The organism is Salinivibrio sp. IB868, assembly GCF_001995655.1.
Lineage (GTDB): Bacteria > Pseudomonadota > Gammaproteobacteria > Enterobacterales > Vibrionaceae > Salinivibrio > Salinivibrio siamensis.
In genome coordinates, this window is record NZ_MUEW01000008.1 from 157,770 (window position 1) to 183,569 (window position 25,800).

The following is a 25,800-nucleotide window of genomic DNA, read 5'->3' on the forward strand; positions in this document are numbered from 1 at the left end:
CGTCAGTCGGTAAATTCAACATCATACTCACCATTCAACCATTGCCTGCTCGGCGAGGGTCTTTGTGGTATTTAGCATATTCTCTATTTTTCGCCAATTCAGCCATCACGCAATCACCAAAAAGTCGCGCCTCGCTCACACGGCTTAGCCAGCTCGGGTAACGTCCCCACAAGGCCTAGCGCACGCGCCATAAATGGCTGCTTGGCGCCAGGCAAATGATTGACGGCGCGCATGCCCACGCCACGGACGAGCTTTTTAACCGGATTATCGCCCGCAAATAAACTTCGAAAGCCTTGCATCGCTGCAATCATCTGCGCCGCTTCCGCTTTGCGCCAACGTTCATACTGGCGCAAACCGGCATAATGCCCGATGTCTTTCCCTTTGTCGGCGAGTGAGGCCAATGTTTGCGCCAAGGCGGCCGCGTCGAGCATACCTAAATTCACCCCTTGTCCAGCCAAAGGGTGGATGGTGTGCGCCGCATCACCGACTAAAGCCAGGCGCTCCGCCGCAAAGTGTTGAGCATAACGCATGGTAAGCGGGTAGCTGGCGCGTGGGCCTACCACCTCACAAAGGCCAAGTTGCGCATCAAACGCAGCGGTTAGGGCGCGGTTAAAAGACGCTGAGTCCATCGCGACATAATCCGTCGCTTGTTCTGGGGGGATAGACCAAACAATCGAGCACAGATGGGAGTCGGAAAGCGGTAAGAATGCAAGCGGCCCGTCCGGCGTAAACACTTGACGCGCAACGCCCTGGTGCGGCTCCACCGTGCGCACCGTCGCCACCACCGCATGATGGCCATAGTCGCGCTGTACCAAGGGAAAATGTGCTTGCTCACGCACCCAAGAGCGCGCCCCATCGGCCCCCACGACCAGTTTCGCCGTCACACCGCCCCCAGATGCGAGCTGTAACCAAGTTTCGCTCTCTCCTTGTAGCATGGATTGGCATTGCTCCGGCATCAACACAGTCACATTGTCCTGCTTTTGTACTTTATCGAGCAAAGCCAACTGAATCACACGGTTTTCAACAATATGGCCGAGGTTTTGCTGGCCAAACGCCTGCGCGTCAAAGTGAATATCGGCAAAACTGTCTTTCTCCCACACCCGCATCTGCTGGTAACTGGCCGCGCGACGTGAGGCGATGCCCGGCCATACATCCAGGGTGCGCAGTATGTTCTCACTCGCTCGGCTCAACGCCGAGACGCGGTTCTCTGGTATGTCGTTTAAGGTCGTGTCAGGCGCTTTACCTTCTATCACCACCACCCGTAAATCCGTGTCGGCAAGGGAGGCGGCGAGTGTCAGCCCCACCATGCCGCCACCGACAATGGCCACGTCGGCATTGATCATTTTCATCTCGGTTCTACCCATCCTATGGTGCGTTGCACAAGCGGTTGCTTCATACTCTCTAATGCTGACATCAGCCCTAACCCGGCATTACGTGCCCCCGCCAGAAGCGGACTATCATTGGAAAAGAGGTGAACCAACCCTGATGTCAATGCCACTGTGGCATCTCGGTCTGGTGTTCGTTGTTTGGCGTACGCCATCAATGTTGGCATCGCACCGATATCATCGCCACGCCTTGCCGCCTCCGTCAGCGTGTGCGCTAACGTCATTACATCTCGCAAGCCAAGGTTAAATCCTTGCCCGGCAATAGGGTGTAAGCTTTGTGCCGCATTCCCCACCACGGCCACACGATGACTGACCGGACGAACCACTTGGTTAAGCGTCAATGGATACGCATGGCGCTCTCCAACATGCAGCAATTTGCCCAAACGCCAGCCAAACACCTGCTGCAGGCGCTGAAGAAAGGCGTCATCGCTGATTTGCATCAGCGCATCAGCTTGCTCCGCGGTGACACACCACACTAACGAACACCGTCCTTGCGACATGGGTAACAGCGCCACAGGGCCTGTTTGCGTGAAGCGCTCAAAGGCGTGTCCTTGATGAGGAAGTGCGGTCGAGACATTGGCAATCACCGCCACTTGGCCAAAATCGTGTTGCTTGCATGGCATCTTCAACTGCGCGCAACAAGACGAGCGCCCACCGTCAGCCGCAATAAGTAACGAAGCGGTCAGTGACTCCCCCTGTTTTAATCTCACCGTTACCGCCGCCGGCGTTCGCTCAATCGCCATCACGGCATCTGGGCAAAACACATCGATCGCCTCGCGGTGTTGTAACTTTTGGTGAAGCACCGCACCGGCATCCGCTAACTCGATAACTTGGCCAAGATAAGGCACTCCCTGCGACTGTGCGTCAATATGGGTTTGTCCGGCGTGGCCACGATCAGACACATGAATGTGCTGAATCGGCGTGCCAAAAGGGGCAAGTGAGTCCCACAGCCCCAAGCTCGCAAAGGCTGCACAGCTGCCTTGTGCTAATGCGATACTGCGTGCATCGTAACCCGGGTGTTCGCGGTGATCGGGCACCATTGCCTCGACCACGGCAATACGCAGTGTGCCGCCACTCAATGTGTCTAAGGCCAATGCGGCAGTCGCACCGGCCATTGCGCCGCCTGCGATCACTATGTCATAGGCTTTCATCCCACTTTTACCTCACCCTGAGTCACTTAACGCCTCAATCTGAACGCGTCATTGAGATTAATGCAATGTTTTAGGCGTATCGTCACGGTCCGGACGCGCCCCAAGTTCTGCGTGCACCACCATGCTGCATACGCGTACATGCTCGACAACCTGCTCAAGTAATTCGGCTTGCTCTTGCATGTCGCCATCTTCATCGACACCCAGCTGCGCAACATCTTTGAGATCGCCCAATGCTTCTGTCACATCCTTAGATAAGGTACGCCCTTTGGTTCCGATCAGTCCCACCCCCGCTAAAAACGCGTTAATCCACTCCACCAGCGCTTCGGCACGGGCAACGACACCCGACTGCTCGTCGTCAGGGACATAAATATCTAAATCAAGATCACTGCCGGTAAGCTGCGCTTTTAGCTGATGATAGCTTTGCAAGGCAAGCGTCTTAGACTCTGTTGGCCACCCCATCCCTTGGTGGGTGTAATCATAAAGCATGGTTAACCAGCTACCATCTTCCAGCTCTAGTCCACCACTGAGCATGCCTGCGATTAAACCGTGCATCTCTGCAGGCGTCACCGCCAAACTGTCAGCCCTCAGTGTGTCTGCTGTTGTCGCATAAGCGGGTAAACGGGTATCAGTCACAATCTTGCCCCTTGCTGTGCCATCAAAATAAGAAGCACAGTCTAGCATTTCACACCATCAGGCTGAATCACCGCGATAAAAAACGGTATGATGCCCCACCACGCATGACTGATGACGCAAGACAGTGTATAAGTGCAGATGACGCCCTCACGATGACAAGGATCAACCCTGGCCGCGAGAAGCCACTGTCGCAAGCGAGCCGCCTCACATTTGTGTCTAAAAATGTGCGCGCTTGGTCGTGAAAAGGAGCAAACCTCACGACGCCTCTAGCGCTGCGCCCTAGGTACCGCTTTACCGAGACGCGATGTCGCTGTCATGTTTTGGTCAAATTCCCTGCACCAGTAGCAGAGATGATTTTCGATGTAGTGTATTCACCAGAATAATTGCTAGAATAGCGCCATATTATTGTGTACTGGGCCCTCGACAAATCGGGCCGGATGAGGAGCCAGCGTGGGACTATGAGCACACAACCGGTTGAAATCAAAATTCTAGATCGTCTTGTTCGCGTCAATTGCCCACCCGGGCAAGAGCAAGCGCTTAAAGATGCAGCAAGCGAGTTCGATCAACGGTTGCATCGGCTGGCTGAGCGCACTAAAGTAAGCAATACAGAGCAGCTAATTGCCATTGCCGCTCTCAATGTTTGCCACGAATTAAATGATGCCAAACAGTCGTTAGAGACATTGCAAGATCAGGTCACGCAACGGACCGCCCTGATGACGTCACAACTAGACAAAGCAATGGCAGCGCAAGGATCGCAAGAATAACCCAATTCCCTGGGGTGTTTGTCAGCGGATCTACGTCCCTGAGCCGATAAGCAAAACTAAGGGTGCGTTGTTATAGGCTACTGAGCAAGCTCGGCATGCACCGAGAAGCCTACGGCTTATACTACCCACCCGCCTTGAACCAGCGGGTTCAAGGGCCATCGATCCCAACGGCACCCCGGGGTCTTCTTCTCTACCCTTCGGCTAGCATCAAGGACAGTTATGCAGCCTAGACAACAAATACGACATGCTATTCGCGAAGCACGTCGTCAGCTTTCTCCAGAGCAACAAACGTTCGCCGCAGACGCGGTTGCCAAACGATTTACGGCGCTTGCTGATGTTGAGCAAGCCACGGACATCGCCCTGTACCTCTCATTTGATGGCGAGCTAGATACAACGCCTGTCATTGAGGCGTGCTGGAAAGCGAACAAAAATGTCTACTTGCCCGTCATTCATCCCTTTAGTTGTGGTCACTTACTGTTTCTTCACTACACCCCGACCACCCCAATGCGGGTCAATGGTTATGGTATTGCCGAGCCGACACTCAATATCAATGCGTTAATCCCAACTGCAAAGCTGGACGTGATTGCGACGCCGCTGGTGGCGTTTGACGCAAAAGGACAACGCCTGGGCATGGGAGGAGGCTATTACGATCGCACGCTCGGCTTATGTGCGCCTGATGCGGTCGCGGTTGGGCTCGCGCATGACTGCCAGCAATGGCCAGCGTTACCTACCGAACAGTGGGATGTGCCTTTGCCACATATTTTAACCCCCAGCCAACATTGGCAGTGGCCAACGCGTATTTCGCGACCTAAACCCTGACGCCATCTATTGGCTTCGCTATAATCACGCCCATTCCCCTAGATTCAGGAGTTATCATGACCCAAGACGAAAAGAAAAAAGCCACGGGCGAAGCCGCGGTGGAATATGTCAAGCCGGGCAGTATTATCGGCGTGGGAACCGGTTCTACCGTTAATTACTTTATTGATGCCCTTGCGCCCATTAAAGAGCACATCAAAGGCGCGGTCTCAAGTTCAGAAGCCTCCACCGAGCGACTCAAAGCGTTGGGCATTGAGGTACTCGATGCCAATGAGGTGGCAAGCTTAGACATCTATGTGGATGGTGCGGATGAAATTAACGCGCGTCATCATATGATTAAAGGCGGTGGTGCTGCCTTGACGCGTGAGAAAATCGTCGCGGCGATCGCAGATAAGTTTGTGTGTATTATCGACGACACCAAACATGTGGATGTGCTGGGTGAGTTTCCACTTCCCGTTGAAGTGATCCCCATGGCACGCTCTTATGTCGCGCGTGAATTACTCAAACTAGGGGGCGACCCGTGTTACCGTCAAGGGGTGATCACGGACAATGGCAACGTGATTCTCGACGTACACAATATGAAAATCCAAGATCCCAAAGGATTAGAAGATGCCATCAATGCCATTCCTGGCGTCGTCACCGTTGGGCTGTTTGCCAATCGCGGCGCAGATATTGTGTTAACCGGTACCGACACCGGTGTGAAAAAAGTAGCAAACTGAGTGCATAATACCGCAAATCAGAGGCTTATACGCGGTGGTGAGTAACCAGAAAAGCCAAACGTTTGCGTTAAGTGTAATCAATAAGTTAAAAGCACCTTTTTTAAGGTGCTTTTTTTATGGCCTAGAACGGATAATTCTTACCCCTTATGTGAATTTTTGTTATCTTGGTCACTGTTCTGATACCGGCACATCGCATGCCCAGCGGTCTTTTGACGTAAAAGATCAACCTAATGACCAGGTCAATCAACCGCATCTCCTCGTCGCCATCGTGCGCGGGAATAAGGTACGATGCGCCCCGGCACTCAGGCGCAACATTGCTACCATTATTGTTTCTAAGGAAGAGAACAGCCCGCATGTCACACTATTCACTGGACAAGAATAAAATCAAAATCCTATTACTCGAAGGCGTCCATCCCACTGCTGTTGAAGCCTTCAAGCAGGCCGGATACACCAACATCGAGTACCATAAAGGCTCACTCACCGGTGAGGATCTCGAAGAAGCTATCCAAGATGCACACTTTGTGGGACTACGCTCTCGCACCCAGTTAACGGAAGCCGTCTTTGCAAAAGCGAAAAAGTTGGTCGCGGTTGGCTGTTTTTGTATCGGCACCAATCAAGTGGACCTTGATGCGGCGGCCAAGCGCGGGATCCCCGTTTTTAACGCACCTTTCTCCAACACCCGCAGTGTCGCAGAGCTGGTTTTAGGTGAGATCCTACTGCTCCTACGCGGGATCCCCGAAAAAAATGCCAAAGCGCATCGCGGTGAATGGCAAAAATCCGCTGATCGCTCCTTTGAGGCTCGCGGGAAGGTACTCGGCATTATTGGCTATGGCCACATCGGCACCCAGCTAAGTATCTTGGCAGAAAACTTGGGGATGCGAGTGTATTACTACGATGTTGATAACAAGCTCTCGTTAGGGAACGCCATTCAAGTCAACTCGCTCACAGAACTGCTTAATCGCAGTGATATTGTCTCGCTTCATGTCCCCGAGACGCCAAGCACGCAGAATATGATTGATGCTGAGGCCTTTGCCCGCATGAAACCAGGGGCGATCTTTATTAATGCCTCACGCGGTACGGTGGTCGATATCGATGCTTTATGCGGCGCGCTAGAAAGCAAGCATTTGGCTGGGGCGGCAATCGATGTTTTCCCCGTTGAGCCAAAAACCAATAAAGACGCATTTAGCTCTCCGCTACAAGCGTTTGATAATGCGTTACTCACACCACACATTGGTGGCTCAACCCAAGAAGCACAGGAAAACATCGGCCTGGAAGTAGCCGGTAAGCTGGTGAAGTATTCTGACAATGGCTCGACGCTGTCGTGCGTCAACTTCCCTGAAGTGTCATTGCCAGAACATCAAGGCCGCTCGCGCTTACTGCATATACACGCCAACCGACCTGGGGTGCTGACCAAAATCAACACCACCTTTGCCGACGAAGGTGTCAACATCGCCGCACAGTACTTACAAACATCGTCGCAAATTGGTTATGTGGTGATTGATGTTGAAGACAGTGATCATGCCTACAAGGCACTGAAAAAGCTTAAAGCGATCGAAGGCACCATCCGCGCGCGGATATTGCACTGATTCGAGCCAGAAATGAAAAAAGCCCCTGTTGGGGCTTTTTCGAATTGTTCGCGTTTTATCACTGGCGCCGCTTATTGCTCGTCGCGCAGAAATACCAGCTCATTGTCTTTCGAGTCGGCTTCACTAAAGTAATAGCCTGCCACATTAAACGCTTTAATGTCCGCCACTGAGCTCGCGCGCTTATCAATCAAATACCGCGCCATCATGCCACGGGCTTTTTTGGCATAGAAGCTAATCACCTTGTATTGACCGTTTTTATAATCTTTAAACACTGGGGTGATGATGTCGCCTTTAAGCACCTTCTTGTTGACCGCTTTAAAGTATTCATTGGAGGCAAGGTTGACTAATAGCTCACTGCCCTGTGCCGCCAAATCATCATTCAGTGCCTCTGTGATGATATCGCCCCAGAACTGATATAAGTTGTCGCCTCGTGGTGTCGACAACTTGGTCCCCATTTCCAACCGGTACGGTTGCATCAGATCGAGCGGCCGCAATAGCCCATACAAGCCTGATAACATACGAAAATGATCTTGTGCCCAATCAAAATCTTGCTCGGACATCGAATTGGCATCTAACCCTGTGTACACATCCCCTTTAAATGCAAGCGCCGCAGGTCGTGCATTATCTGGGGTAAAAGAAGGAGACCATTCAGAAAAACGCACAGCATTAAGACTGGCGATTTTATCACTGACTTTCATAAGCGAGGCAATGTCTGCCGGTGTAAGCTGACGGCAAACCTTAATCAACGCCTCTGAGTGTTCAGTAAGCTGAGGTTGGGTATAACGGTCTGTCGGCAATGGCGTTTCATAATCCAAGGTTTTTGCAGGAGAAACCACTATCAGCATGTTGCTCGCCCTTTTGTTATTTATCTTTTGCTAAGCCTATCATTCCCGCATAAAAAAACCACCGCCCGCCACCACACATCATGCGTATCAGTGACTAACGTTTGGGGAGCGGCCACGCCTTATCGTCAAGCTGACTGTGCAGCTCGGGAAAGCGGCGACTGTCGAACACAGGTACCCGCCCCAATGAGCGCTGAGTGTGATAGTCCTTTGCCAGCCGCTTGACGATGCCCGAAAGTAAAAAAATCGCAATCATGTTTACCAGCGCCATCATTCCCATAGACGCATCCGCGAGAGTCCAAACCAGCGGCAGTTCCGCCAGCGCCCCAAACATGACCATACCCAAGACTAAGGCACGGAAGTACGGCAATGCCGGACGACACCGATGATTGATAAACAACAGATTGGTTTCTGCATACGAATAATTAGCAATGATCGAGGTAAAAGCGAAAAAGAAAATGGCGACCGCCACAAACTGTTCGCCCCATTCCCCAACTTGTGCGCTTAACGCCCGCTGAGTCAACTCAACCCCCGTGATTTCGCCGCCGGGAATGTACTCACCTGATAGCAGAATAATCGCCACGGTAGCAGTGCAGATCACCAAGGTATCCACAAACACGCCAAGCATTTGCACGTAACCCTGAGAAACAGGATGAGGAGGATAAGGCGTCGCTGAAGCCGCCGCATTAGGCGCGGAGCCCATGCCTGCTTCGTTAGAGAATAATCCGCGTTTAATCCCCTGAATCATGCCTTGTGCCAAGGTGTAGCCCAAAGCGCCTGATGCCGCTTCGTGGAGACCGAATGCACTTTCTATGATCAAAGAAAATACCGCTGGCACTTTATCAAGATGGGTTAACACCACATACAAAGACAAGGACAAATATAACAGCGCCATCACGGGCACAATCACTTCTGCCGTGCGCGCTATCTGACGTAAGCCACCATAAATGATTAACCCGCTAACCAGCACCAACCCCGCGCCGACATAGGCCGGTGGCCATGAAAATGCCACTTGTGCCGCTTGTGAGATAGAGTTGGCTTGAACCGAATTAAACACTAGCCCAAATGCCAAAATCAGTAATAGGGAGAAGAGTACCCCCATCCAACGCATTCCTAGGCCATGTTCCATGTAATAGGCAGGACCACCGCGAAAATAGCCGTCCGGATCCCGTACCTTATACACTTGCGCCAGCGTACTCTCTGCAAAGGCCGTGGCCATGCCGAGAAATGCCATTAGCCACATCCAAAAGATTGCCCCCGGGCCACCTAATGACAGAGCGACCGCCACCCCGGCCATGTTGCCCGTCCCTACACGCGCGGCGAGCCCGGTACACAAGGCTTGGAAAGAGGAAATGCTGCTCCCCTCACGGCGTCGGCTATGACGCATGACAGAAAACATATGAGAAAAGTGACGAAACTGAATGCCGCCTAATTTTAAGGTAAAAAAGATCCCGCCACCGATGAGCACATAAATGAGCACCGACCCCCAAATCAGATCATTAATAAAAGTGAGTAGGCTCAATGGACTGTCCCTCGTCGTGATTAAGTAAGGATAATGATCAATGCGGCGCAATCTTCGCGTGAACCACCTTCTAGGTCAATTCAAACCCATCACGGCTGGGGCAACAGTCACTCATTTTAAAAATCAGTGATTGCGGTCTCATAAAAACTTCATCGGACTGCCACAAATGAGAAATACTTCAATTTTACGTTAGGGGTAGCTGTGGTATTTAAAATCTGACCGCAAGGTGAAAAAGAGGTGACTATGGAAAACATTGCCTTTAACGATCTGTTCGAGCAAGACAAGCCACAACGCAACGGACGCGCGAAACCAGTCAAACGTAAATGGAGAGAAATTGAAGCGCTGAAAGACAAACAGCGGCTAAAAAAAGAATTGGAAGAAATCGATATTTTTGGCGATTTCTCTCAACTGGACCTCGATTAACTCACCCTCAACATAGGATTGCTAAAAGGTGCTCACCGAGCACCTTTTTTTCATCGCTCCTCAGCGACTGCGCCTACTCCGCCTCGAGATAAGGCTGCCAATCAATGGGCGTCTTCCCTTGCGCCTGAAGCAACGCATTGGTTTGTGAAAAGTGCTGACAACCAAAAAAGCCACGATGCGCTGACAGCGGTGACGGGTGAGGCGCGGTGAGCACATGGTGGCGCTGACGATCGATCGCTTTACCTTTTTTCTGGGCGTGCGCGCCCCATAATAAGAACACCACGCCTTGGCACTGCTGATTTACCGCATCGATGACACGATCAGTAAAGGTTTCCCAACCCAGTTTGGCGTGTGAGTGCGCTTTTCCTTGCTCAACGGTGAGCACAGTATTAAGCAACAACACACCTTGTTCCGCCCAGCTTTTCAAGTAACCGTGAGAAGGTGGCGTAAAGCCTTCAATATCGGTGGCAAGCTCCTTGTAGATATTGACCAATGACGGTGGTGTTTTCACACCCGGTCGCACAGAAAAGCACAGCCCGTGAGCTTGGTTCGGCCCGTGATAAGGATCTTGACCCAGAATCACGACTTTCACCTCGCCCAACTCGGTGTAACGAAAGGCATTAAACACATCTTCCTTCGGAGGAAAAACCGTCACCCCCTTGGCACGTGCTTGTTCAACATAGGCAAGGGTTTCTCGGAAATACGCTTGTTGTTTCTCATCAGCCAATACTTGCTGCCACGTTTGCGCCTGAGTCATGGTTGCTCCTTTTGATTATATTGGCGCTATTCTAACGAGGCAGCATGGCAAAATCAGTGTGTGCAACGATCTTTTGTTCGTTCGGTGTGTGAATGGTAATGACGCTGACAGCGGCCTTGTACCGCGCGGTTAGGGGTCGGTAAGCTCGCACGCGTCATGGTTGGCTTAATCATGGGGCATTCCTCATCATTGTGGATTCATCATTAGCAATGAAATTTTAATGCCAACTTTATAAAAGCAATAAATTCATGGTGTTAGCCTATAAGCTGATCACCCTAAGTCACACAATGAGCACAAGTGGTGCAAATTTGCCTCTTTTTTACGCACACTTGTTTGCGCACACATCACTTTCATTTGTAATTTAATTACTACATTTTGAATCAAAAAATCCCCGTGAGACTCGCAGTGCGGAAGCAGCCGTGCTACAGTCCTCACTGTAGTTCAAAAAAGATTGATATAAGATAAATATCATAATGTTAATTATGAGGTAAACTTGATTCAGGTCAATAAAACCCCACTCTTTAAAGGGTATATATAGGCACTCTAAATGATGAAATCTTACATCATAAAAGTCACTATCATAAAAGGGGATAGGCCATGATCACTGGTATTCAAGTAACCTCAGCGGCCAATGATGAACTCGTTAATTCTATTTGGTTGATTGATAAAGACACCGATCAAGCGCGTTGTGTTTGTGCTAAACAAGGCTTTGAAGCGGATCAGGAAGTTGCCCTATCTTCTTTGGGTGAATTCGATTACCGCGAGGTGAATATCGAGACACAAGCGGTCAACGAAGGCGGCCAGCATCTTAACGTCAACGTATTGAAGCGTGAAACGCTGGAAGATGCAGCAAAGCACCCAGAGAAATACCCACAGCTGACCATTCGCGTCTCCGGTTATGCGGTACGTTTTAACTCACTGACGCCTGAACAGCAGCGCGACGTCATTACACGTACCTTTACCAGCTCACTATAAGCGCATTGCTTTTCGCAAGAGCGCTTACACTGAAACAGCCCGCTATCGCGGGCTGTTTTTTTTCAGGCATAGGCTGGAGTGCGTTGCTTCTACCCGTTAGCCATTAATGTCTAATAGGTAGTCTCGTAGCACTTGGAAATCCGCCTCTTGCTCACGAGAAAGCAGCGTCATTTTCGCGTGTTTCGCGAGCGGCCCAGGCAGGGGGATATCTTTATCCAAAATGGCATCCACCGACTCTTTAAATTTCGCCGGGTGGGCGGTGCACAAGAAGATCCCCTCTTCTCCTGGTTCAAGCTGCTCAGCCAGCAGACGGTAAGCAATCGCACCATGCGGTTCACACAAATAGCCCGCGTGAGAGAGCGATTTTAAGCTCTCAGCCGTTTCCTCATCGTCAGCACGCCCTGAGGCAAGTTCACTCAACGTCCACTGCTCTCGGCGGAAAAGCTCTTCGATACGTGGCCAGTTGTTAGGCTGACTCACGTCCATGGCATTGGATAAGGTGGCGACCGTTTGCTGCGGAGACCATTCCCCCGAGTCCAAATAGCGCGGTACCGTGTCATTGGCATTGGTACCCGCAATAAAGCGCTTAATCGGCAGCCCCATCGCTTTAGCAAGCAAACCGGCCGTGAGGTTACCAAAGTTACCACTTGGCACCGATATCACCACCTGATCGCGTTTATGCGGAGGGAGCTGCGCCACCGCCTCGAAGTAGTAACAAATCTGGGCCATTAAGCGGCTAATGTTGATGGAGTTAGCCGAGTTAAGACCAATGGCCTGACGAAGCTCGCTATCATCAAAGGCTTGCTTGACCATGCTTTGACAATCGTCAAAGGTGCCATTAATCGCGACCGTATGGATATTGCCGCCGAGTGTGCAAAAGAGTTTTTCCTGCAGCGGGCTGATTTTGCCTTTCGGGTACAAGATGACGACATCGATATTATCAATACCGTAGAACGCATGGGCAACAGCCGCCCCGGTATCCCCAGATGTTGCCGTGAGGATGGTGATCTTTTTGCCATCAGAGACCGCTGCCAGCGACTGCGCCATAAAACGGCCACCAAAGTCTTTAAAGGCGAGCGTCGGGCCATGGAAAAGCTCTAGCGCGTGAATATTATCTTTCACCTGGGTAAGCGGTGCGGCAAAGCTAAATGCGTTTTTAACCAGTTCACTCACTTGCTGTTTAGGCAGCTCATCGCCAATTAATGCAGATAAAATTTCGCTACTGCGCGCCACCAAAGGCATGGCCAGTAATGCCTCGATGTCGTCGAAGTGGGGCAAGCTCTCGGGAAAAAAGAGCCCTTGGCCACGACCTAAACCTTGCTGGACCGCCTGAGAGAATGACACGGTTTCACTGTGATCTTTGATGTTATAAAGCTTCATGCCTGACTTCCTATTTCTTTCGCGCCCTGTCCATCAATGCGACATACATGAACAAAGCCATCATCATTTTGTATATAGTGCTCGCGTAACCATTGCGCGACACGCTCTGCCACCTGTCTATCGTCACAAATGCTAAATAGGGTTGGCCCTGAACCGGAAATCCCCGTCGCCAATGCGCCACAACTGGCGGCATACTCGCGCGCTTCAACAAACCCCGGCAGCAGTTTTTGTCGGTACGGTTCAGCAATCACATCGCAAATTAAACTCGCCGCGAGCTTAGGCTGTTGCGTGTGACACGCATGAATAAAGCCGCCGAGATAGCGCCCATGGGCGATCACATCTTGCCGGCGATACTGGGCGGGCAAGATGGTGCGTGCTTCTGCCGTTGACACCTTGATGCCCGGATACGCCATCACCCAATACCAGTTTTCAAAGTGTGGCACCGCTTGACTGATCACCCCTTGGCTTTCCAGCATGAGCTGCACGCCACCAAGATAACAAGGCGCGACATTGTCATAATGTAAGCTACCGGAGATGGACGCTTCCATCTCTCCCATCAGCGCTAACATGCGAGTCTCATCGAGCGCATGGTCATGAAAGCGATTCAACGCATCGAGCGCGGCGACAATCGAGCATGCACTGGAGCCAAGTCCTGACCCAATCGGCATATTCTTTTCAAGCACCATGGCAACGGGTTTCACCGCCAAGTCATGGCTTTTAAGCGCCTCGGCATAGGCCAAGTACGCCTGATAAACGATATTATCCTGCTGATTAGCGGGTAGCTTATCGATAAAGCGGCCTTGGCAGCGCAATGAAAAAGCGTGGTTTCCACCGTCTGCCACTTCCACCACATCGCCCAATAAACTACCGTCGACAGGACTCACCGCTGCCCCTAAGACATCGAATCCCACACTGACATTACCAATCGATGCAGGTGCATAAACACGGACTGCCATAACTAGACTCCTAACTTCCAACCCAGTGTACGCATTAAGTCCGCAAACACCCCGGCGGCGGTCACTGCGGTTCCCGCGCCATAGCCTCGCAGCACCAAAGGAATCGGCTGATAGTACCGGCTATAAAAAGCCAATGCGTTCTCACCCTCTTTGATTTTGTTCATGGGGTCATCGTCAGATACCGCTTGGATTTTGACGAAACAGCGTCCTTCTTCGATACCACCAATATAGCGCAATACTTTGCCTTCTTTGGCGGCAGCCTCGGACCATTGTTTAAAATATTCATCGGCTTGCGGCAAACGCGCCATAAAGGTTTCCACATCACCGGACTGATCAAAGCCAGGCGGAAGCGCAGGTTCGACCTCAACATCATCAAGCTCAAGCTCCATGCCAGCTTCACGTGCCAGAATCAACAGCTTACGTGCCACGTCCATACCCGACAGATCGTCACGCGGATCCGGCTCAGTAAAACCGTTTTCACGCGCGACCTTGGTCGCCTCACTAAAGCTGGCGCCGTCATCTAACTTGCCGAAAATGTGGGAAAGCGATCCCGATAAGATCCCAGAAAAGCGTGACAGCTCATCCCCTGCCGCAATCAAGTTTTGTAGGTTTTCAATCACCGGCAGGCCTGCGCCCACTGTGGTCTCATACATAAATTTGCGGTGCGTCGCGCGGGCCGCCTGACGCAACTGGTGATAGTAAGCCATGCTGCTGGTATTGGCTTTCTTATTAGGGGTAATCACGTGAAAGCCTGCACGCAAGAAATCAGCATATTGATCGGCGACCTGCTGATCGGCGGTGCAATCGATCAACACAGGGTTAATGATATGATTACGCTGAACTAGCTGGATCATCCCCGCTAAGCTGAACGTAGACAGGTGGTTGGGGAGTTCATCGCGCCAGCTATTTAGATCAATGCCTTGGCTGTTAAGCCACATCCCTTTGCTGTTCGCTAAGCCACAGACCCGCATGACAATGCCTTGTTGCTGGAGCTTGGCTTGTTGGCGGCGGATTTGCTCAATCAGCTCCCCCCCCACGCCACCGACACCGACGATAAACACATCCAAATGATGCTGGCTATTAAATAAATTCTCATGACAGGCTTTAACCGCCTCAGAGACTCGCTCTGAAGGCACCACCGCAGAAATAGCGCGTTCCGATGAACCTTGAGCAATCGCAACGATATTGACATTGACTTCTGCCAACGAGGTGAAAAAGCGCGAGGCAACACCTTTCGATGTGCGCATGCCATCGCCCACCAAAGAGACAATCGACAAATTATCCATAAACTCGACAGGCTCAAGCAGACCATCTTTCAGTTCAAGCTCAAAATGATTACTCAGCACCTTGTCGGCTTTTTCTTTGTCCTGGCTTTGAATACAAAAACTGATGCTGTACTCAGAAGAGGATTGGGTAATCAACACAATCGACACCCCCGCCGATGACATCGCACCAAATACGCGTGATGCCATCCCTACCATGCCTTTCATACCCGGGCCTGATAGGTTGACCATGCTCAAATCGCTTAAGGTGGTGATGCCCTTAATCGCAAGCTTGTCCTCCCCGCTATCCTCACCAATTAAGGTGCCTTCTGCTTGCGGGTTCGCCGCGTTTTYAATTAAACAAGGGATATGAAAGCGCGCAATCGGTGCGATGGTTTTGGGGTGTAACACTTTCGCGCCAAAGTAAGACAGCTCCATCGCTTCTTGATAGCTCAGCGATTTTAGCAAGCGCGCATCCGGTACGAGGCGAGGGTCACAGTTGTACACCCCATCGACATCTGTCCAAATCTCGCAACACTCGGCACGTACACACGCTGCGAGTACCGCGGCAGAGTAGTCTGAGCCATTCCGTCCTAGGGTCACCAGCTCGCCATTTTCATTCCCCGCCATAAACCCTGGCATTAGACCAATGTGTTTCGCTGGGATGGGCGATTGTTTGAAACGTTGCGATGAAACTTCGATGTCGACTTCAGCACTTAAGTGACTGCCCGACGCGGCAAAGTATTCCACCGGGTCAATATCGAACACTGCATACCCACGCGCCTCGAGTAGTGCATGCATCGCTGCGACCGACAAACGCTCACCTTTACTGACGACACGTGCATAGGTGCTATCTGGGCATAAGCCCAATAAGCTCATGCCATGCACATATTGGCGAAGCTGGCCGAGACTGCGCGTTAATTTATCGAAAAGTGGCTGGGTATCGAGGTTGGGTTGACGCTCCGCTAGGCCATGAAACAAGCCGACGAAAAGCTGCTCTAGCTCTTTAAGCGGCAATTCCGCTTCACCATGTTTGACCGTGTTCTCAACCACTGAAACGAGGATGTTTGTCACCTTCGCTGGGGCGGATAACACGGCAGACACCTCGCTCTGCCCCTGGTTACTGACAATGATATCGGCAGCGCGACTGAAGCGCTCAGCATCGGCCAGCGACGTGCCACCAAATTTTAAAACTCGCATCCGTTTGGGACCTCTCTTTTAAGATAAAAAAAAGCCCGTACCTGGGAAGGTACGGGCTTTTTTGGAAATTCTGTGCGTATCAGCCCGCACCAACACATGATGTGCCAGTAATAATAATGGTGGTTGTGGTGGTCTGGGTGCTGATCGTTAGTTGCATGTGTGTTGCGTATATCATTTGTTTTGTTTGATTCTCTCTAGGTGTATCGAATCATGTTGCTTAGGTCAACAAAAAAGTGATCCTGATTGCTTTTTCAACAAAACTCTGCGAGCTTGAACAAGGGAGCAACCAGATCGCAAGGAGCGCGAATGACCCAAGAAGCGATGGCCCAATTAGTCGCCAATACCATACTACAAGGCTCGGATGCTATGTATGGCCGGTTTCTCGATGTCACCTCCGGTGCGCAGGAGCGCTTTGAGCAACAAGACTGGAAAAGTGTTCAACAAGCGCTCAAAACGCGTATCCAGTTCTACGACCATCATGTTGGTTTGGTCAGTCAACAATTAGGAGCCATGCTCGGCAAAGCGCACGCCACACGCTCCTTTTTGATGGCAGTCAAAGCGGCTTATGTCACCTTGCTTGATGACTACCCGCGTTACGATATCGCCGAGAGTTTCTTTAACTCTGTGTATTGCCGGATCTTTGAACACCGCAATATCCGTCGCGATAAGCTGTTCGTGCAAAGCTCCCAAGGGGGACGGATCCCCAAATATCCAACCCCTTTATTAAGACGCTTCCAATCCCAAGCCGGCATTTACGCCACCTTAGAGCGGATGCTCGATAGCACCCCGTTTACCCTACCTTGGCAGGATAAAAGCGGCGATCTCAAACGTGTGACACAAATACTCCAAGCGCGGTTTGGCCCGCAACTTACCATGAGCTTTACCCTAGAAATGGTTCGTCAGCCTTTTTTCCGTAATAAAGGCGCTTACCTTATCGGCCGACTCGATATGGCTAACCAGCGCCGGCCTTTGGTGCTGCCGCTCGCGATCTCCGAGCAAGGGGAGCTATACATAGACGCCTGTATTACCGACAGTGATGATGTCAGCATCGTGTTTGGTTTTGCCCGCTCGTACTTCATGGTCTACGCCCCTGTGCCGGCGGCGTTGGTGGACTTCCTTAACCAGCTGATGCCCAACAAAACGCCCGCTGAGCTCTACACCGCGATTGGTTGCCAGAAGCACGGAAAAACCGAGCTATACCGTGAGTTTCTTTACCACCTGGATAACTCGGATGACTTGTTTGATATCGCGCCTGGGGTCAAAGGAATGGTGATGTCGGTATTTACTCTGCCTTCCTATGGGTTTGTGTTTAAGATCATCAAAGACAAGTTTGCCCCGCAAAAGCAAATGACCCACGCCCAAGTAAGGGAAAAGTACCGCCTGGTTAAAGAACACGATCGGGTTGGACGCATGGCCGATACCCAAGAATACCGTAACTTTATTTTTCCCCGTGACCGCTTTAGTGACGCCTTAATTGATGAACTCCTCGAGGTTGCCCCCTCCTGCGTTAACGTCACCGACAACGAAGTGCGCATTCGCCATCTCTACATGGAAAGGCGCATGATCCCGTTAAATATTTATCTCGAAAAAGCCGAGCCGGACGCGATCACCCAAGCCGTACAAGAATATGGCGATGCACTCAAAGAATTAGCCGCCGCCAACATCTTTGCCGGCGATATGCTGTTTAAAAACTTTGGGGTCAGTCGTCACAATCGGGTCATTTTCTATGATTACGATGAGATAGCGTATCTCACTGAGSTAAACTTTCGCCATATTCCGCCACCTCGCTACCCAGAAGATGAACTGGCTGCAGAGCCTTGGTACAGCGTGGGCGACAATGACGTATTCCCAGAAGAATTTCGCACATTTTTACTGGTTAATCGTACCGTTGCCGACGAGTTTGATCGCCTCCACCCAGAGCTGTTTGAAGCTGGTTATTGGCAGCAACTGCAAAGCCAGGTAAAGGCCGGGCATTTTCATGATGTGCGTCCCTACAGTGAAGAAAACCGGTTAGGACACGCGACGCTCTCACCAAAAACGGCCTAATATTTGCTCAGTCATCATGTGTTAACCGCACACTGGCGATTTACCGCCTTTGTGCGCCAATAAAGTGGCAAATCGTCAATATATTGGCAGTTTAGTCTATCGACCGTTATCGGCACGCATGAGGAGAGAGACAAAATTCGGCAGTAGTATCTATTTTTTGTCTACACTGATCGCAACGCATCAGCGTCTTCTAAGACTGAGCTAAGCCTAAAAAGAACAATGAGGCACAGGATTTGAGTATAAAACAACTAGGACTGTTGACCCTCGTCTTACAAGCTGTGGCAGCGCCTGCGTGGGGCCAACCGTTAACTTGGCAAACGCTGCCAGCTGGGACAGCTGATCACTTCTTTATTCAGTCTATCCCATCGGCCACACAAGGTTTTGACAGTTGGACCATTCAGTCAGGCTATCGTTACCCACTCAGTAATGTATCTGTTTATATGGGCACGCAACTGAAAAGCGAAAACGACCAACACACCACGCAACAAGGGTTGTTAAGCGGGATTGAATACCGTTTTACCGACAAGCTGCGTCTTTCGAGCCAAATTAGCCGCGATAATGACGATACCCTGATCAATCAGTGGGGCGTCAGCAGTCGCTACCAGTTGAGTGAGTCAATTGATGTGAATGCCGGGCTAGATGTCGAGTTTCGTCCCGAAACCTCCCCCGAATCGATTTACCAACTCGGGGTTGGATTGCACTTTTAACCCGCCGCCCAGATTAACTGATCAGTGGCTCTGCACACACAATCACGCCATTTAGATCGGCATACAGATAATCACCTGCTCTCACAGACACGCCGTTTAACGCTAACGCGACATCCACATCGCCCTTATCGCGTTTTTGCGTTTTAATCGGACAGACACCCAGAGCCTTAATACCGATCGGCAAGGTCGCTAGCGTCGCCGCATCACGAACCGGCCCAACGATGACGATGCCTGCCCACCCATTATCAACAGCGCTTTGTGCGATAAGATCGCCCAGCAAGGCTCTATCCATCGCACCAGAACCATCCACCACCAGCACCTGGCCCTCACCTGGGGTAGCCAGCATCGCCTTCACTTTGGAATTATCCTGATAGCAACGTACTGTACGAACTCGGCCTTCAAAGCAGCAATGAGCGCCATAGTTCTGCCACTGCAGTGGGATCCATTGCACCACCTCCGGGTAATTGTCACATAAGTCCGGCAATTTATCGTCCATGATGCCTTTCTCCTTTTTCGTTGTGGGAAAGAGTTAGCGAGTGGCTGCCGTAAACAAGGATGAAAAACGCACGTTCAGTGATTGCGGTGTGAACGCATCCATCAAAACAGGCAACAACCATAAACTATCATTCTCTACCCAATAGATGGCATTTTGTTGCCATTGTTGCGCCAATAACATGGCTTCGTGCTTATCCACAGCAACCGCAAAACCCGGCTCATACCAACTCCCATCCGGCGCCCCACCATTCATTGGCCAATAGCGTATCCCTTGTTGTGTCATTGCACTTTCAAGCTGAGCATTACGCGATTGATTCTCTTTCTCAGATAAAGGTTGGCTACGCGGATTAAATGCGGTAAGAATAGCAAATGCTTCGGCATCTGGCGCTTGAGGAGCGTGAAACGCGATAGATTGGTAAGTTTTCCACAATTCTTGCTGGTTATCAGGATCACACATTGTTTACACCTACTCGTAACGCATACTATGCTTAGTGACTAATTATGCGTCATTATTCAGAAAGTTAAGTTAAAACGCGTCGCTAACTGACATTTAACATGCTTTTGATTGGGGTCAATAAAGGATGAAAAAAATCATCAACCCTTATCCTAATATATTGTTAGCGTGCTGTTAAATGAATACAATTGGCGATAATTAATGGATATCAGAGTGATTGGCTTGGTGGTGCACTCATACTGCCACGCCCCGTCTTAAGCTGGAACTCACGGTGCGTTGTCTAGCATCGACGAACACTTCTCTATGGATGGCGTGCCATATGTTAGTTGCGAGGTTCGCGGTAGACACTCCTCGCATTTTTGTAAATTTTTTTCACAGGCTAGACGGTCTAGACTGTGAAGTGCAACCGGATTCTATTTAGATATTAGGTATCGCCAATGCAAACCCCGCAAATTCTGATTGTAGAAGATGAACAGGTCACACGTAACACGCTGAAAAGTATCTTTGAAGCGGAAGGTTACAATGTGTTTGAAGCCAGCGATGGCGACGAAATGCATCAAGTCCTGTCTAACCATCATGTTCACTTAGTGATCATGGATATTAACTTGCCAGGTAAAAACGGCTTGTTGCTCGCGCGCGAATTGCGTGAACAAGGTGACATGGCGCTAATGTTCCTCACTGGGCGTGACAATGAAGTCGACAAGATTCTCGGACTCGAAATCGGTGCCGACGACTACATTACCAAACCATTCAACCCACGCGAACTGACTATCCGTGCGCGTAACCTGCTCACACGTGCCATGAGCAGTGTCAACGACAGCGAAGAAAAGCGTAACGTCGACGTGTATGTCTTTAACGGTTGGACACTCGACATCAACAGTCGCTCGCTCATTAACCCAGAAGGGGAAACCTTTAAGCTGCCTCGCTCTGAGTTCCGCGCCCTGCTTCACTTCTGTGAAAACCCAGGCAAAATTCAGACGCGTGCTGAGCTGCTTAAGAAAATGACGGGTCGTGAACTTAAGCCGCACGATCGTACCGTGGATGTCACGATCCGCCGGATCCGTAAACATTTCGAATCGCACAATGACACACCAGAGATCATTGCGACCATCCATGGTGAAGGTTATCGCTTCTGCGGTGAAATCGAAGAGCAATAAAGAGTCGTTGAGAGACGGTGCATGGTTTAAAGACTGCGTGTCGAACTCAAGAAAAAGGCGCCGATTAAGGCGCCTTTTTTCTCTTTGTCGCTTGCTGGTTTCTCAGTGGGCTCGCCAGCCAGAAGCGCTACGCTTGCTCGTCTAACCACGCTTTGAGCACATCCAGGTCGTGCTGATAGCCATCTTTGATTTCATCAATCCAATCCGCAATGTTTTCCCACCACGCGGGGAGGTCGGGTGACTGTGCTTTTTGCGCCACTTTTTGAATATGCTTGAGTCCCACCGACCCTGCAGCGCCTTTAATTTTGTGCGCTTCAGAAACAATGCCTTCTTGATCTCGTGCCGTCATATTCGAGTCGAGGATGGCGATGTACTCTGGCATGGTTGACTCAAACATCTCAATGCTTTGTTTCACAGGGTCTATACCCACTAACTCCACATACCCAGTGAGCATATCCATATCGAGTAACCGCTCTGCTTGTTCATTCGCGATAGGACGGCTCGGCGCGGGCTCATTCACACTCTCGACGTCTGTCACCATGTTTGATGACAAAGCATACTGCTCAATCACCTGGTTAAGCGCACTCACACTAATGGGTTTGCTGATCGCATCGTCCATTCCGTTGGCAAGATAGCTATTTTTGTCATTAATAACATTGGCGGTCAGCGCAACTAAAGGTGGCAGTTGCGCATACTGCTCTCGCCAAGTAGCCGCGATATCAAAACCGGTCATATCGGGCAGTTGAATGTCGAGCAGCGCCAGATCAAACGCGTCTGGCGAGAACACATCTAACGCCGACTGCCCATCGCGAGCGACGGTCACCTGGTGCCCCAAACTCTCAAGCAAGCTGGTAGCAACAGTAATATTGAGCTCAATATCCTCCACCAATAAAATACGCAGCCTGCTTTCCACTGGGGTGAGTGCCGGTGTTTCGTCTTCTCCAGGCTCACTCAATGGCACCTTGACGGTAACCGTAAAGGTACTCCCCTCGCCCTCTTCACTGTCGAGGGTAATATCCCCCCCCATCAAACGGGCCAATTTGCGCGATACCGCCAAGCCAATACCTGTCCCAACGGCATGTAGGTTTTCCCCTGCCTGTTTAACTTGGTAATACATGGCAAAAATCTTGTCTTGTTCATCCGCGGGGATCCCGATACCACTGTCTTCAACGTCAAAGCATAAATGGGCTTGGTCACCGTCTACTTCCGCACTGACTGTAATGATCACACAGCCTTGCTTGGTAAACTTGACCGCATTACCGACGAGATTCCATAGGATTTGCCGCAGCCTCGTCGTATCAACCGCCACATAGTCAGGGAGTTCGGTCACTCGCTCAAGTTCAAAACGTAAGCCCTTTTGCTCGGCCATCAACCCTGAAATATTGTCGATTTCGGTAACAAACTCATTTAAATCCACACTGGTGGGATGCAGAGAAAGGCGTTTGCGATCAGATTTGTCTAAATCAATGATGTCGTTAAAAATATTGCCCAACGTGATCGCACTGACATAAATCGTCCGCAGATAATTACGTTGCTTATCATCCAAGTTTGACTCCAGCAACATGCGGCTTAGGCCAACAATCCCGTTAAGCGGGGTGCGCAATTCATGACTAATGGTGGAAATAAACGCTGTTTTTTCTCGGCTCGCTTTTTCCAGCGCATCTTGGTAGCGCTTACGCTCGGTAATTTCTCGCCCAAAACCAAGCAGTCCAAGGTGCCGCCCATCTCGGGCAAAGAAAGGCACTTTGCGCAATTCAAAATAGGCTTTACGCCCGTCTTGATATTCAAGCCATTGCTCGTAGGTTATCGACACATTGGCGTCAAACACTTGCTGGTCGGTTTCGACCACTTTTTCAGCGATATCTTCGCGATAAACGTCCCAAGGTGTCAGCCCTTTGAGCGTTTTCTCGTCATAACCGGTTAGCTCTTCCATCGCTCGGTTACAACCCGAGAACTGACCATCAGCGTTGCGGTAATAAATCAAATCCGGGGAAGCATCAATGAAAGAGCGGAGTAAGGCGGTTTGCTCCGCCAGCTCCAACTGCGCTTTTTCACGCTGATAAACTTCATTTTCAAGATCTTTAATCGCCTGCTGCCGCGCACTCTCCGCTTTCTCACGCTCTTCTATTTCCGAGTTGAGTTGCTCAATATTTTCGGTGAGTTGGCGGTTAAGGCGCATATCACGCGCACGCATTTCTTCCAGCTTAGAAACCAGTTTTGATAACCGCTGACGAGACTCCTCCAGTTGATCAACCACCACCGACAGAAAGTAAACCGCCCACGGCGTGATCACCAGGCCAAAGAAAACAGAGCGAATGATATCAATATTTTGAACCGTGCCCTCAAGGACTAAGGTAATCCCCACTTGCACCACTACCGCGAGCGCCACGAGCGCCAAAGCCAGTAGCATGCTAAAGCGCACTATGCCTAACTTGACCAGCAAGTCGACGTAATATTGGGCAAGGACTTTAAGTTGTTTCATATAGGCTTATTAACCGCCAGATTCGAAGTGAATTGATTCAGCCACCGAGGCTCGTTGCTTGTTTGATGGGCGAGAATGAGAGGCACCTTGCAGCACACTCACACGATTGCGGCCATGTCGCTTGGCTTGATATAACGCACGATCCGCGCATTGTACCAAATCGCCATAATCTTGATCCGGCGCTGGGATCATACACGCCGCCCCCAGGCTCATCGTCAGTTGCTGGGTGGATGCCGCGTCCAAGTGTTCGATGTTCGCCGCTAATATCGCTTGCCTCGCCCGTTCAGCCACATCCATCGCGCCGTTTAGCCCTGTCTGTGGTAAGACAATCGCAAATTCTTCCCCCCCATAACGGGCAACCATATCCATCGGGCGATGAACGGACGATTTTAGCGCCTTGGCCACTTGCTGTAAGGCCCAGTCACCCTGCTGGTGGCCATAGTGATCGTTGTAAAGCTTAAAATGATCTATATCGCAAAGAATAAACGCCAGGGGGGTCTGCTCTCTGGCGTGTGAACGCCACAGCGTGCTCAATTGCTCGTCAAGACTGCGTCGGTTAGCCACTTGAGTAAGGCTATCAACAAAGCTGAGCTCCTGCAGTGCCATGATGGCATCGGCTAACTGTTGTTGTGTCTCTTTCCGTTCGGTGATATCACGAGCCATCAGCAGCACAGCCGGTGCCAACGTCACCGGATCTTGAATGCGTGACTTGGTCACCTCATACCAAGTTTGCTCACCCGTATCCGTTAAAATGACATCTTCATAGGTAATGGTTCCACCCGTTTCTAGCACCTGTTTATCACGCGCTTTGTGTTGATCAAATATCTCCGGATCTACCACATATTGCGCCGGTGCATTCTCGAGCGCTTCAATGGTGGTACCAAGCGCATCGGCATACGCTTGATTACACGCTAGGTGATAATAGTCTTGATCAAAAATACCGATAGGGTCGACACTCGCTTGGAAAATCGCACTGAGCAAGTTACTTCGCTGCTCCAGCACTTGCTCAACCGAGTGACGCTGTTGTGCTTCTTTTTGTAACCGCTCCTGCATCTGGTGCCAATTGGTCACATCATGGCTAATACTCAATGTGCCTATCACTTCCTGCTTATCATTTTTAAGCGTTGTGATATTCGTTTCCAATAAGCAGCTCTGATCATGATGTTGTGTCGCCCAGGTACGTACTGTTCGCGGCTCGGAAAGCGGCTCACCGGCTTGCCAAAGCACTGCTTCCTGCTCTCGGCCCTGCCAGAAGCGGTCAAAGGCGGCGTTCGTACCCACCACGTTTCCCTCAACATCTTGAAAGCATACGAGCTCCGCCAAGGAATTAATCACGCTTAAAAGCACACCTTGTTCTTGTTGCTGCAGGTGCCATTGCGTGTTGGACTCAGAGGCAGAAAATGAAATGAGCCAGGCACGCTTGCCGCGACAGCGGATCGGCAAGCCAGATAAGGTCACCTCAACCCGCACCCGATTCGCGCCCGGGGCTCTGACTTTGGCTTCAACATTAGAAAATGGCTGAGGCCAACGCTGCGCCACAATAAAAGCGCGCACCGCTTGCTGCTGTTTTTCATTGGCGGTTTTAAACCGGTTGTGGCTACCTACCAGCGAAAAAGACTCCACACAAGGTGCATTGGCATACAAGATATCACCATCATCGGCCGTGACAATCGCATGTGGCGTGTCTAACCCGGCCATGTAAACCCGCCAATCGGATAACGCCAATGTCGCTCGACGCGCGCGCCAACCGTAGCCAAGCAAAGCGCCTAACACGAAAACCAAGCTAAAACTAAAAAACGCCATGCCACTCCTGTCTGCCTTATTACTGTCCTTGACCGTATTCACGCCCTACCTCACCGGCGACGTATTCTGCCACAGTTTTGATAGAACGCGTGATTGTCCTGTTCACAGCTTTGCGAATATCATTTGTTATTTTATTACATCAATTGACAGTGCTTTTTGCTATGAAAGAGAAAGCATATAACGCACCCTTCTTTATTCATCATCAAAGCTAGAATATCTACTCGAATTCGCCTTTTATTTAATAATTATTTAACAAAATGGCATAATTGCGAATAGATATTATTC

22 protein-coding genes, 1 other RNA gene and 1 other annotated feature are annotated in these 25,800 nt (G+C 50.6%); of the genes, 10 read left to right on the forward strand and 13 right to left on the reverse strand.

The window, feature by feature from the left end; all coding sequences use genetic code 11:
- Positions 1-113: 113 nt before the first annotated feature.
- The 3 genes from BZG20_RS10405 to BZG20_RS10415 are packed head-to-tail and all read right to left on the reverse strand — an operon-like array spanning position 114 to position 3,169.
- Positions 114-1,349, reverse strand: a complete 1,236-nt coding sequence (locus BZG20_RS10405; protein WP_077578948.1) for an FAD-dependent 2-octaprenylphenol hydroxylase — start codon at positions 1,347-1,349, stop codon at positions 114-116.
- Complete coding sequence (ubiH, locus tag BZG20_RS10410) at positions 1,346-2,536, reverse strand: 2-octaprenyl-6-methoxyphenyl hydroxylase (protein WP_077578949.1); 1,191 nt, start codon at positions 2,534-2,536, stop codon at positions 1,346-1,348. The genes BZG20_RS10405 and ubiH overlap by 4 nt, the downstream gene beginning before the upstream one ends.
- Before the next feature lie 57 nt (positions 2,537-2,593).
- On the reverse strand, positions 2,594-3,169 hold the full coding sequence (locus BZG20_RS10415) for a UPF0149 family protein (protein WP_046074213.1): 576 nt from the start codon (positions 3,167-3,169) through the stop codon (positions 2,594-2,596).
- A 458-nt stretch (positions 3,170-3,627) separates the two neighbouring features.
- Here BZG20_RS10415 and zapA point away from each other — a divergent pair, with 458 nt between their 5' ends.
- The 5 genes from zapA (at position 3,628) to serA (ending at position 7,054) form a co-directional block, all read left to right on the forward strand.
- Positions 3,628-3,933, forward strand: coding sequence for a cell division protein ZapA (zapA, locus tag BZG20_RS10420; RefSeq protein WP_046074068.1), 306 nt, complete (start codon positions 3,628-3,630; stop codon positions 3,931-3,933).
- 3 nt (positions 3,934-3,936) lie between these two features.
- A non-coding RNA gene (ssrS, locus tag BZG20_RS10425) (6S RNA) lies at positions 3,937-4,119 on the forward strand.
- A 33-nt stretch (positions 4,120-4,152) separates the two neighbouring features.
- Entirely contained in the window at positions 4,153-4,752 is a 600-nt protein-coding gene (locus tag BZG20_RS10430) for a 5-formyltetrahydrofolate cyclo-ligase (protein WP_077578951.1), read from the forward strand.
- Positions 4,753-4,808: 56 nt separating this feature from the next.
- Positions 4,809-5,468, forward strand: a complete 660-nt coding sequence (rpiA, locus tag BZG20_RS10435; RefSeq protein WP_046074066.1) for a ribose-5-phosphate isomerase RpiA — start codon at positions 4,809-4,811, stop codon at positions 5,466-5,468.
- Positions 5,469-5,821: 353 nt separating this feature from the next.
- Positions 5,822-7,054 (forward strand): phosphoglycerate dehydrogenase, encoded by a 1,233-nt coding sequence (serA, locus tag BZG20_RS10445; protein ID WP_046074064.1) that lies wholly within the window; start codon positions 5,822-5,824, stop codon positions 7,052-7,054.
- A 71-nt stretch (positions 7,055-7,125) separates the two neighbouring features.
- Here serA and yaaA read toward each other — a convergent pair whose 3' ends face one another.
- Both yaaA and BZG20_RS10455 read right to left on the reverse strand, forming a co-directional pair.
- On the reverse strand, positions 7,126-7,899 hold the full coding sequence (gene yaaA, locus BZG20_RS10450; protein ID WP_046074063.1) for a peroxide stress protein YaaA: 774 nt from the start codon (positions 7,897-7,899) through the stop codon (positions 7,126-7,128).
- Between the two features lie 94 nt (positions 7,900-7,993).
- Entirely contained in the window at positions 7,994-9,418 is a 1,425-nt protein-coding gene (locus tag BZG20_RS10455; protein WP_077578952.1) for a sodium:alanine symporter family protein, read from the reverse strand.
- 243 nt (positions 9,419-9,661) lie between these two features.
- On the opposite strand from BZG20_RS10455, the gene BZG20_RS10460 reads away from it, so the two are divergent.
- Positions 9,662-9,841: a DUF3545 family protein gene (locus BZG20_RS10460; protein ID WP_046074061.1), complete on the forward strand. Its 180-nt coding sequence runs from the start codon at positions 9,662-9,664 to the stop codon at positions 9,839-9,841.
- 73 nt (positions 9,842-9,914) lie between these two features.
- Here BZG20_RS10460 and ung read toward each other — a convergent pair whose 3' ends face one another.
- On the reverse strand, positions 9,915-10,598 hold the full coding sequence (gene ung / locus BZG20_RS10465; protein WP_046074060.1) for a uracil-DNA glycosylase: 684 nt from the start codon (positions 10,596-10,598) through the stop codon (positions 9,915-9,917).
- A 597-nt stretch (positions 10,599-11,195) separates the two neighbouring features.
- On the opposite strand from ung, the gene grcA reads away from it, so the two are divergent.
- Positions 11,196-11,573, forward strand: coding sequence for an autonomous glycyl radical cofactor GrcA (gene grcA, locus BZG20_RS10470; RefSeq protein ID WP_046074059.1), 378 nt, complete (start codon positions 11,196-11,198; stop codon positions 11,571-11,573).
- Positions 11,574-11,669: 96 nt separating this feature from the next.
- On the opposite strand, the gene thrC is transcribed toward grcA, so the two are convergent.
- From thrC to thrA, 3 genes are read right to left on the reverse strand one after another with little or no spacing between them, the layout of a single operon-like run.
- Positions 11,670-12,953, reverse strand: a complete 1,284-nt coding sequence (thrC, locus tag BZG20_RS10475) for a threonine synthase (protein ID WP_077578953.1) — start codon at positions 12,951-12,953, stop codon at positions 11,670-11,672.
- The gene (thrB, locus tag BZG20_RS10480; RefSeq protein WP_077578954.1) at positions 12,950-13,909 is read right to left on the reverse strand and encodes a homoserine kinase; all 960 of its coding nucleotides are present in this window, start codon (positions 13,907-13,909) and stop codon (positions 12,950-12,952) included. The genes thrC and thrB overlap by 4 nt, the downstream gene beginning before the upstream one ends.
- Before the next feature lie 2 nt (positions 13,910-13,911).
- Positions 13,912-16,371, reverse strand: a complete 2,460-nt coding sequence (gene thrA, locus BZG20_RS10485; RefSeq protein WP_077578955.1) for a bifunctional aspartate kinase/homoserine dehydrogenase I — start codon at positions 16,369-16,371, stop codon at positions 13,912-13,914.
- A gap of 24 nt (positions 16,372-16,395) precedes the next feature.
- Positions 16,396-16,512: a sequence feature (Thr leader region), on the reverse strand.
- A 165-nt stretch (positions 16,513-16,677) separates the two neighbouring features.
- On the opposite strand from thrA, the gene aceK reads away from it, so the two are divergent.
- Both aceK and BZG20_RS10495 read left to right on the forward strand, forming a co-directional pair.
- Entirely contained in the window at positions 16,678-18,417 is a 1,740-nt protein-coding gene (aceK, locus tag BZG20_RS10490) for a bifunctional isocitrate dehydrogenase kinase/phosphatase (RefSeq protein WP_077578956.1), read from the forward strand.
- 233 nt (positions 18,418-18,650) lie between these two features.
- A complete protein-coding gene (locus BZG20_RS10495) occupies positions 18,651-19,124 on the forward strand; it encodes a hypothetical protein (protein ID WP_046074054.1) in 474 nt (157 codons plus the stop codon).
- Positions 19,125-19,137: 13 nt separating this feature from the next.
- On the opposite strand, the gene BZG20_RS10500 is transcribed toward BZG20_RS10495, so the two are convergent.
- Both BZG20_RS10500 and BZG20_RS10505 read right to left on the reverse strand, forming a co-directional pair.
- Complete coding sequence (locus BZG20_RS10500) at positions 19,138-19,620, reverse strand: putative 4-hydroxy-4-methyl-2-oxoglutarate aldolase (RefSeq protein WP_077578957.1); 483 nt, start codon at positions 19,618-19,620, stop codon at positions 19,138-19,140.
- A gap of 33 nt (positions 19,621-19,653) precedes the next feature.
- Positions 19,654-20,076 carry a DUF3293 domain-containing protein gene (locus tag BZG20_RS10505; RefSeq protein ID WP_046074052.1) on the reverse strand — a complete coding sequence of 141 codons (423 nt, stop codon included), beginning with the start codon at positions 20,074-20,076 and terminating at the stop codon, positions 19,654-19,656.
- A 434-nt stretch (positions 20,077-20,510) separates the two neighbouring features.
- On the opposite strand from BZG20_RS10505, the gene arcA reads away from it, so the two are divergent.
- A complete protein-coding gene (arcA, locus tag BZG20_RS10510) occupies positions 20,511-21,230 on the forward strand; it encodes a two-component system response regulator ArcA (RefSeq protein WP_046074051.1) in 720 nt (239 codons plus the stop codon).
- 127 nt (positions 21,231-21,357) lie between these two features.
- Here the strand turns inward: arcA and arcB are convergent, their stop codons facing one another.
- Complete coding sequence (arcB, locus tag BZG20_RS10515; RefSeq protein WP_046074050.1) at positions 21,358-23,712, reverse strand: aerobic respiration two-component sensor histidine kinase ArcB; 2,355 nt, start codon at positions 23,710-23,712, stop codon at positions 21,358-21,360.
- 9 nt (positions 23,713-23,721) lie between these two features.
- Entirely contained in the window at positions 23,722-25,515 is a 1,794-nt protein-coding gene (locus BZG20_RS10520) for a diguanylate cyclase (protein ID WP_077578958.1), read from the reverse strand.
- Between the last annotated feature and the right edge of the window lie 285 nt (positions 25,516-25,800).